Consider the following 7,718-nt stretch of genomic DNA (forward strand, 5'->3'; position numbering starts at 1 on the left):
ATTTGGTGGCCGCTCGCCTGTGGGCTTTGCCACCTCCGGGGTGGGTCATTTTTGGATGATCACACCGGGTCAGTTTTGAATGCACATTGACACGCTTCGACCATGCGCCGATCCTCGGCAACTGGGACGTGTTCCTGAACGTGCTGAACGTCGAGTGCGACGCGACAATCAAGGTGAGATTCGTATTGCCGCATCCGGGAATGTTCCCGAGGGATCATCAAGATTGTCGCGCTATAACGTCGAGACCGAGGACGGCGCCTCGGGCGCTTACCTGCGCCGTGTGCTCTTCGGCGAGCCCGAGACGAGTCCGACGCCACGCTACGACGAGGTGATGGGCCAGTTTTACATCCAGGTGCTGCGCCCACTCTGCTGGGCGGGACTTCTGCAGCAGGAGCGTGTAGCGGCCAGCTATCGGTTCGAGGAGGCGATGTTCATGAAGACGCCGCTGTGGCGGGCGGCGCTGCGGCTGGAGACGGATGGGATGGCGCGAGGGGCGACGCGGCATTGAATTGACGGCGGTCTCCAACAGAGAAGCAGCGCCGCCCTATGAGGCCGTGTCAGAGTCGGGGTCTTGCGACACCAACAGCCGTCTCCGCGGATCTGTTTCTTCAGCATTCCCTTGAATCCACGCCAGAATATGACGAGAGTCCTCAGCAGAAACGATGGAATCGCGCGATAGCCGAAAACCCGCCATACGCTCGCGGTCTCGGGGGCCCAGCATCAAGTCATCCAGGTATGTTCGGATCGAAAAAATCGGCATCGGATCTGAGAAGAAAGGCTTCACCGCAGTGTTTATGCGGAGGGTGCGAACGATCAGTCCGCCTTCACCGTACGGCACGATTAGATCATAGGTAATTTCGCCCTTCAACTTGGACAGGCTATGCTCAATTCCCGACGACAGAAAGTTCCTGAGCGCCCTGACATCCTGCAGGATCATCAAAACATCGGCCTTGATCGTTTCAGGCGTCGAGGCGCCCCGCTCCAAGAGCCGTGCAATGGCGTGATGCGAAATGTTGGCTGCGATATTGATGTTTGTACTGTACTCTCGACCCCGAGCAAAGAACAGAAGGTCGGAGAGGATCACTGATCCTTCCGAAAAGGCCTTTTGCTCGTCGATCGACATCGCGAAAACATCGGTTTCTCTCGCGGACACCAGCCGCACCGAGAACACCGCCTTCATCTCCTTGTCCCACTGCGCCAAGTGTACCCGCCCGAAGGCAGGACGCACGTGCTTGGAAATCCGCTCGATCACGCGCCCAGGCTTCTTTGAGTTTGCGGAGGTGCGAAAAGCTGACACGGCCCCAGAGCAACGTGACGAGTTCAACCAGCTTGTGGTCACAGCGAGGTCAGGACGCTCTTGGATGAACTTCGTAGCGTGGCCCTTGGCTAAACCTTTATGCAAGACAACGAATCTCCCCAGTCACTTGATCGGCATCGCGCTGCGATTGATCCATTCAATACTCCCCGGAAGGCGCTGGCTAACTTGTCTCAGGATCCCGCAAAGCTCGGAGTCTTCGTCCGCGATGTGGACGACAAGGTGATCTATGCTTCGGGTCAGTGGGATCATCAACCAGTTCACCGCAAACAGATGCGCTTCTTGAGCAATCCTGGCGTCAACTTTGCTTTTCCAGAACATTCCCTCCCTCTCGCGCGTTGACTTTTCAATCCCTGCAACGTCAATGCGAGGGTTTCTCAGCTGGAACTCAAAAAATGCATCCAATCCTAAACAGATTGTGGTCCACCCCTCCATACCCCGGCACGAGCTATATTGAATAGCGCGTAGTTGCCCGTCTCTCAACGGATAAGTCCGCCGATCGTCCTCTTCAAATCCACGCCAACTATCACGTGCGTTGAGTTCAATAGCATCGTCAAAGATAGCAGAGAAATTAACCCCCTTCGCCATTTTTGCGGAAGGTAGGCAAACTAGGTTATCGACTGCTTTGATCGAGCTTTCTTGCCGCTGGTCGTCTTCCAAAATATTTAGTCCGCGCTCCACAGCTCGCCGTGCATCTGGTTCAACTAAGACAGTGAAGCGCCCGCCATGAGTGTCCGGGTCTGGCAGAAGGTCCCAATCGGAAAGACCCAAATCACGTGCTATCTCGGCTACAGTTTGGCAAGTCGCTGCCTTGGTACGGCGCGATGCACGCAGCCCGTGGCGGCGGTTAATTGGAATCCCTCCTAGGTCCCAATTGCACCGACTCTGCCCAACAAACTGATCAACACCGTCTGCGACCACTACATGCTCAGGACCAACAAGACGGAACATTAAATCACGTTGTTTATCTTCCCAATCCTGGCCTTCATCAATTAGAACAAAGTCATACTCGTGCTCTATCGGCTTACTGTAGTCCATTAGCTCTGAGAGACGGCGCTCCTCACGCACACCGATATCCGGAATAGTCTTGATAGCTTCTTCGGCCATCAATCCAAAGGTTCTCCTGAAAATATCTTGCGTGAAAGCATAGCGTGTTTTCAATTTAGGCAATAGTTCCAACGTTGGATCTTTTTCTTCGATGAAGCGCAGCGCCCGATTTATGTCGGCAATCAAGCCGTGGTTATAAGTCAAAATTATGCTGCGCTTACCTTGCCGAGCAAGGTGTAGCGCGACTTGGACCAGCGCGAAAGTCTTGCCCGTTCCACCCCGTCCGCGTAGGATAAGGAGACCGCTTCCTAAGTTTTGGATATAGGCTGTCTTCTCCGCGTCGAAGCGCGTTCGGGTAAGAGCGTTTACACGTTTTAGGTCCAGCCGTGTGGGACTTACCCGGTGTGTAAAAATTGTGCGCAGAGTCTCGATACTATGAAGGGTAGGATGATCGGAATGATCAACTAGCGTGCGTATACTACCCCGATTGGTGACAAAACCTTCGACCAGTCCGTTCCAGATAAGGTGGGAAAAGTGCACGGGCACGCTGCTATTGGCTGGAACTCCATCGAAGGCAGAGCTTGGCGCGCGCGGGAGCCAAATAGCTCTCTGTACAAAAGTGGGCTGTCGGCGTTTTTTTCCCTTATAGGTGGCTTTTTGATAACGCTTCAGTGCCCAAGTTTGATCGTCACATTGATGAGTGGCGTCACTCCATAACTGGTCATAGCGCACAAGGAGCCTTGTTCCCTCGAAGCGGATCAGGTCAGGAGAATGCTGCTTTACTTCAATGATCAACACAAAAGAGTGGATCGGATTGCCTTTCGGCGTTTTAAGCTGAAGTTTTTCATGCCGAGCGTCATGGTAGAGCAACACAAGATCTATTTCTCTCCGAGGTAGGGAAAGATTGCATAAAATATCTCCAGTGATGTCGGGATGATCCAGACGCGGTTCGCTTTCTATTAGCGCGTCCCTCAAGAGTTCCGCATTTCGCGTTTCTCTATTGGGCGTCCCCGACAATATCCGTAACGTCATTCTGCCAACTTTTTGCCTTTTCTGCAGGCTGTCACTTTCCGGTAAGAGAAACAAGTAGATGGCAAAGACGGCCAAGCTGTGACTGCTCTCGCTCACACGGCCGTGTGGCAATCAGCAAGTCGAGCATGGGAGGGTCCCAGTGCCCGCTTACCATTTGAACGCGCTCGCGGCGTCGGACACGATTGCCTACCATCTGCTTCGCTCCCCTACAACATCCGGTTGTTTTAACTTGAACTTCGTTCTTACCAGCGGCGAACACGGGGCAAACCGCCTCAGGAGGTTCGCTCCCCATGCCAGACGACATCACTTTCGCGCCGCCGGCCGAGACGCTCATCACCGATGAACGGCTGGCGGAACTAGCCACCATCCTCGCCGGCGCCATCGCGCGCACCAACCCACGCGAAACGAACGAGAATTCCCCGCTCGACGGAGACAGTTCGCTGGACATCCTCGCCCTCAGACGCCGTCGTCGGAGACAGGTTCGAAACCGAGTTGGAGACGACGCATGAGGAAAAACGCAAAGAAATCAGGCGCCAGGGCCGCACCCGCCGCCCAGGTGGAGGAGATCGACGTCCTGGCCGAACTGGCGGCGCTGAAGGCGATGACGGTGCCTAAACTTCAGGAGAAGTGGCAGGCCATTTTCGGGGAGCGCGCGCCTAACGCCAGTCGCGGTAACCTCGAGCTTCGGCTCGGCTACCGCATCCAGGAACTGGCCCATGGCGGGCTGCGCCGCGAGACGCGCCGGACGCTCGACGCGCTGGCCGACGAGGTCATGAGCGGCAAGCTGGGCGGCATGGTGGCGGATCCGCGCAAGCCAGCGCCCGGCACGAAGCTGGTCCGCGAGTGGGGCGGCGAGGAGCACATGGTCACCGTGCTTGGGGATGGCTTCGAATGGCAGGGCCGGCGCTTCAAGTCGCTCTCGGCCGCGGTCCGCGCGATCACTGGCGCACACTGGAACGGCTGGCGCTTCTTCGGGCTCGACCAGACCGGAGGCGCCCGATGACCAGAAAGACCCAGACAGACCCTGCACGCCGTCTGCGCTGCGCCGTCTACACCCGCAAGTCGAGCGAGGAAGGGCTCGACATGGAGTTCAACAGTCTCGACGCGCAGCGCGAGGCCTGCGAGGCCTACATCGCCAGCCAGCGTGCCGAGGGCTGGGTCTGCCTGCGCGAGCGCTACGACGACGGCGGCTTCTCCGGCGGCACGCTGGACCGACCGGCGCTCAAGCAGTTGATCGCCGATGTCGAGGACGGACTGATCGACGTGGTCGTGGTCTACAAGATCGACCGTCTCAGCCGCGCGCTGATGGATTTCTCGAAGCTGGTCGAGATCTTCGACCGCCACGGCGTGACCTTTGTCTCCGTCACCCAGTCCTTCAACACGACCACGTCCATGGGCCGGCTGACGCTGAACATCCTGCTCAGCTTCGCCCAGTTCGAGCGCGAGGTCATCGGGGAGCGGATCCGCGACAAGGTCGCGGCATCCAAGAAGAAGGGCATGTGGATGGGCGGATACGTCCCGCTCGGCTACGAGGCGGTCGACCGCAAGCTGATCATGAACGAGCCCGAGGCCGCGCAGGTCCGCACCATGTTCGAGCTCTTCGCGCGCTCCGATTCCACCGCCGCCGTCATCCGGGAGCTGAACGTCCGTGGCATCCGGTCGAAGCGGGGCCGGCCCATCGACCGCGGAGCGCTCTACAAGCTGCTTCACAACCGCATCTACCGCGGCGAGATCACCCACAAGGGCGAGACCTATCCCGGCATGCACGAGCCCATCGTCGATGCAGAGCTGTGGGACGCAGCCCATGCCGTGCTGTCCGGCAACCGCAACCAGCGCGCCGGGCGCACCCGGAGCACCGAGCCGGCGCTGCTGCGCGGGCTGATCTTCACCCAGTCCGGCGCCGCGATGACCCCGCACCATACGAAGAAGGGCAACAGGCGGTACTGCTATTACGTCTCGATGGACGTGATCCAGAAGCGGCCGACAGCCGAACTGCGCGGGCCCCAGCGGCTTCCCGCGGCCATGGTAGAGGAAGCGGTGATCGGTGAGATCCGGCGGCTGCTGCGCACACCGGAGATCATCGCGCGCACCGCCCGCATGTTGAAGAAGGAGCGACCCGACCTCGACGAGGGCACCGTGACTGCGGCGCTCACGCAGTTCGACGATCTCTGGAAGGCGCTGATCCCGGCGGAGCAAGCCCGCGTCGTCCAGCTGCTCGTGGCGCGCGTCACGGTGGGCGAGGACGGGCTCGACATCGACCTGCGCCATGACGGGCTCGGCGCGCTGGCGAGCCTCATGACGCCCGCGCGGGAGGACGCCGCCTGATGCCCGCGAAGGACACGATCCGAGTCCACATCCCGCTCACGGTCCGCAGACGCGGCGGGCGGCCGCGCATCCTGCCACCACGCGACGTCAAGACGTCGGACCCGCCGCCGGGACAGGATCCCCGCGTGCTGCGCGCCATCGGCCGGGCATGGGCGTGGCGACAGCGCATGGAGCGCGGCGAGATCACCACCATCGCCGATCTCGCCGCCGAGGAGGGCCTCTCCGACCGATACGTGAGCCGCCTCCTGCGCCTCGCCTGGCTGTCGCCAGACGTCCTCGAGCGGCTGGTCGTGCGCCGCGAGCCGAGCGCGATCAGCCTTTACGACCTGTGCTTTGTCGCCTCGCTGCCTTGGGACGAGCAGCCGGCGCGAGTATTCGACTGACAGTCAGTGAAAGCTGGCCTGAAACGACGTCGCCGTCAGCGAGACATGCGCATCGAGCGGCGGGTGCAGCTCGAACGCCCTTGGCTCGCGGGAGAAATTCCACATCCGGAACAGGCACCACTCGGCGCGCCGTTCGTCGGCGACGGCCAGCTCGTTCCGCGTGATGTGGAAAGGCGTCCGCTCCCAGCCGTTCGTCGTCTTCACCTCGATGAGCCGTGGCCGGCCGTCCGGCGCATAGCTTGCAATGTCATAGCCCGCGCCATCGCCGTCCTCCTCCGATACCCAGCGGACCTTGCGCGCCAAATCATCCCGTCCTGCGGCCTTCAGCGTGGCATGCTCGTGCGCCAGAACGCGCTCCTCGCCCGCGCGGCCAAGGGCGCGATTGCGCTCGTCCCGGCCTGCCACGTCGAACTTCCTGGCGATGTGCAGCATCTGGTCCAGCTCCTGCGGCGGAGGCTGGTTTGACAGCGTGGGCGGAGGACCGATCCAGATCTGCGCCGCCTCGCGCAGGCCGTCCGCAGGCCGCATGCCTGGCAACCGGCCGAGCCAGTCCGGATGTAGCTCCAGCCACCGCGCCACCGCATCGACCAGCGTCATCTGGAAATTGAAGGCGGGCTTGTAGCCGGGGATCCAGTCCTCGCCGAGCCCCTTCAGCACCGCGCTGATGTTCTGGTGCTTGAACTCGACCGATCCCTCCGACCGATCGTTCAGCAGCGGCAGGAGCGCCCGGCGATGCTCTGCCTTGCTGTAGCGGCGCCTGGCGATGTCGTCGGCCAGCATCGCGAAGTAATCCGCGACGATCAGGTCGTTCTCTTCATCGGTCCAGGGGCCACTCGCCATGCCGCCAGGCTAGAGACGCGATGTGCGTTTGTCATCAATGGCTTCGCTGAGCCGTCGCCGATTGATCCGCCACCGCTACGCGCCGTTCTGCCAGCGCACCTACCGACTACGCCTCCTGCATGTTCGGTCTCCGTTTCGGTCGATAGCGAGGGAAACAGGGCGCGCAGTTTTGGCGGTGTCGCGAGCCAGGTCATTGGAAAGGCAAGGAAATTTTCGACCGAACCGAAATCGGCGCGGTTCGCTCGACCAGAGACAAGAGGCCATTCAGAGACGGAAATCGCTGTGCACCCGAGTCTCAGCGGTTCGCATCCGCCCGGCAAACCCCTTTGAAAACAGGGAAAATTCTGCCCCTTACGGGCGGCATGAACGGGTTCGCAAGGGTGATAGTGGCGGAGAGAGAGGGATTCGAACCCTCGAGACGGTTGCCCGCCTACACGCTTTCCAGGCGTGCGCCTTCGACCACTCGGCCACCTCTCCTAAGGATCTAATAGTGGTATGACGGTGCAACTTGCAAGAGGATGTAGTAGTAAACTGAGGTCCCAGACCCCTCAAAGAGGAGTAAATGCGGATAGCCGGATGTGAATCCCGGAGACAGAATTGGACAGCGGACTCGGTTGGATGATCTGAGCGTCGCGGGGCAAAATTCCGCGGTCTGACACCCGAGGCGAACGAGCCGAGGGTGGGGTGTGAATCGGCATGCAAAAGTGACCCACCTGGGTGGGTTATGATCATCTAAAACTGACCCACCTGCCACGTTAGCATCCGTGCGTTCATGC

8 protein-coding genes and 1 tRNA gene are annotated in these 7,718 nt (G+C 60.1%); 5 read left to right on the plus strand and 4 right to left on the minus strand.

All coding sequences use genetic code 11. From position 1 onward, the window contains the following. The first annotated feature begins 223 nt into the window (after positions 1-223). A complete protein-coding gene (locus V8324_RS20675) occupies positions 224-508 on the plus strand; it encodes a hypothetical protein (protein WP_336421786.1) in 285 nt (94 codons plus the stop codon). A gap of 36 nt (positions 509-544) precedes the next feature. Here V8324_RS20675 and V8324_RS20680 read toward each other — a convergent pair whose 3' ends face one another. After that, positions 545-1,252 (minus strand): hypothetical protein, encoded by a 708-nt coding sequence (locus V8324_RS20680; protein WP_336421787.1) that lies wholly within the window; start codon positions 1,250-1,252, stop codon positions 545-547. 168 nt (positions 1,253-1,420) lie between these two features. Beyond that, on the minus strand, positions 1,421-3,469 hold the full coding sequence (locus V8324_RS20685) for a hypothetical protein (RefSeq protein ID WP_336421788.1): 2,049 nt from the start codon (positions 3,467-3,469) through the stop codon (positions 1,421-1,423). A gap of 215 nt (positions 3,470-3,684) precedes the next feature. Between V8324_RS20685 and V8324_RS20690 the strand changes: the two genes are divergently transcribed. The 4 genes from V8324_RS20690 to V8324_RS20705 are packed head-to-tail and all read left to right on the plus strand — an operon-like array spanning position 3,685 to position 6,102. Then, positions 3,685-3,903 carry a hypothetical protein gene (locus V8324_RS20690; RefSeq protein WP_336421789.1) on the plus strand — a complete coding sequence of 73 codons (219 nt, stop codon included), beginning with the start codon at positions 3,685-3,687 and terminating at the stop codon, positions 3,901-3,903. Beyond that, positions 3,900-4,397 (plus strand): DUF2924 domain-containing protein, encoded by a 498-nt coding sequence (locus V8324_RS20695; protein WP_336421790.1) that lies wholly within the window; start codon positions 3,900-3,902, stop codon positions 4,395-4,397. Before V8324_RS20690 ends, V8324_RS20695 begins: the two co-directional genes overlap by 4 nt. Then, positions 4,394-5,719: a recombinase family protein gene (locus V8324_RS20700; protein ID WP_336421791.1), complete on the plus strand. Its 1,326-nt coding sequence runs from the start codon at positions 4,394-4,396 to the stop codon at positions 5,717-5,719. The genes V8324_RS20695 and V8324_RS20700 overlap by 4 nt, the downstream gene beginning before the upstream one ends. Further along, the gene (locus V8324_RS20705; RefSeq protein WP_336421792.1) at positions 5,719-6,102 is read left to right on the plus strand and encodes a hypothetical protein; all 384 of its coding nucleotides are present in this window, start codon (positions 5,719-5,721) and stop codon (positions 6,100-6,102) included. Before V8324_RS20700 ends, V8324_RS20705 begins: the two co-directional genes overlap by 1 nt. A gap of 3 nt (positions 6,103-6,105) precedes the next feature. On the opposite strand, the gene V8324_RS20710 is transcribed toward V8324_RS20705, so the two are convergent. Beyond that, positions 6,106-6,942, minus strand: coding sequence for a DUF3883 domain-containing protein (locus V8324_RS20710; protein WP_336421793.1), 837 nt, complete (start codon positions 6,940-6,942; stop codon positions 6,106-6,108). Between the two features lie 387 nt (positions 6,943-7,329). Beyond that, positions 7,330-7,419 (minus strand) — tRNA-Ser (locus V8324_RS20715). Positions 7,420-7,718: the final 299 nt, after the last annotated feature.

It is taken from the genome of Roseovarius sp. D22-M7, assembly GCF_037083785.1.
Classification (GTDB): Bacteria; Pseudomonadota; Alphaproteobacteria; order Rhodobacterales; family Rhodobacteraceae; genus Roseovarius.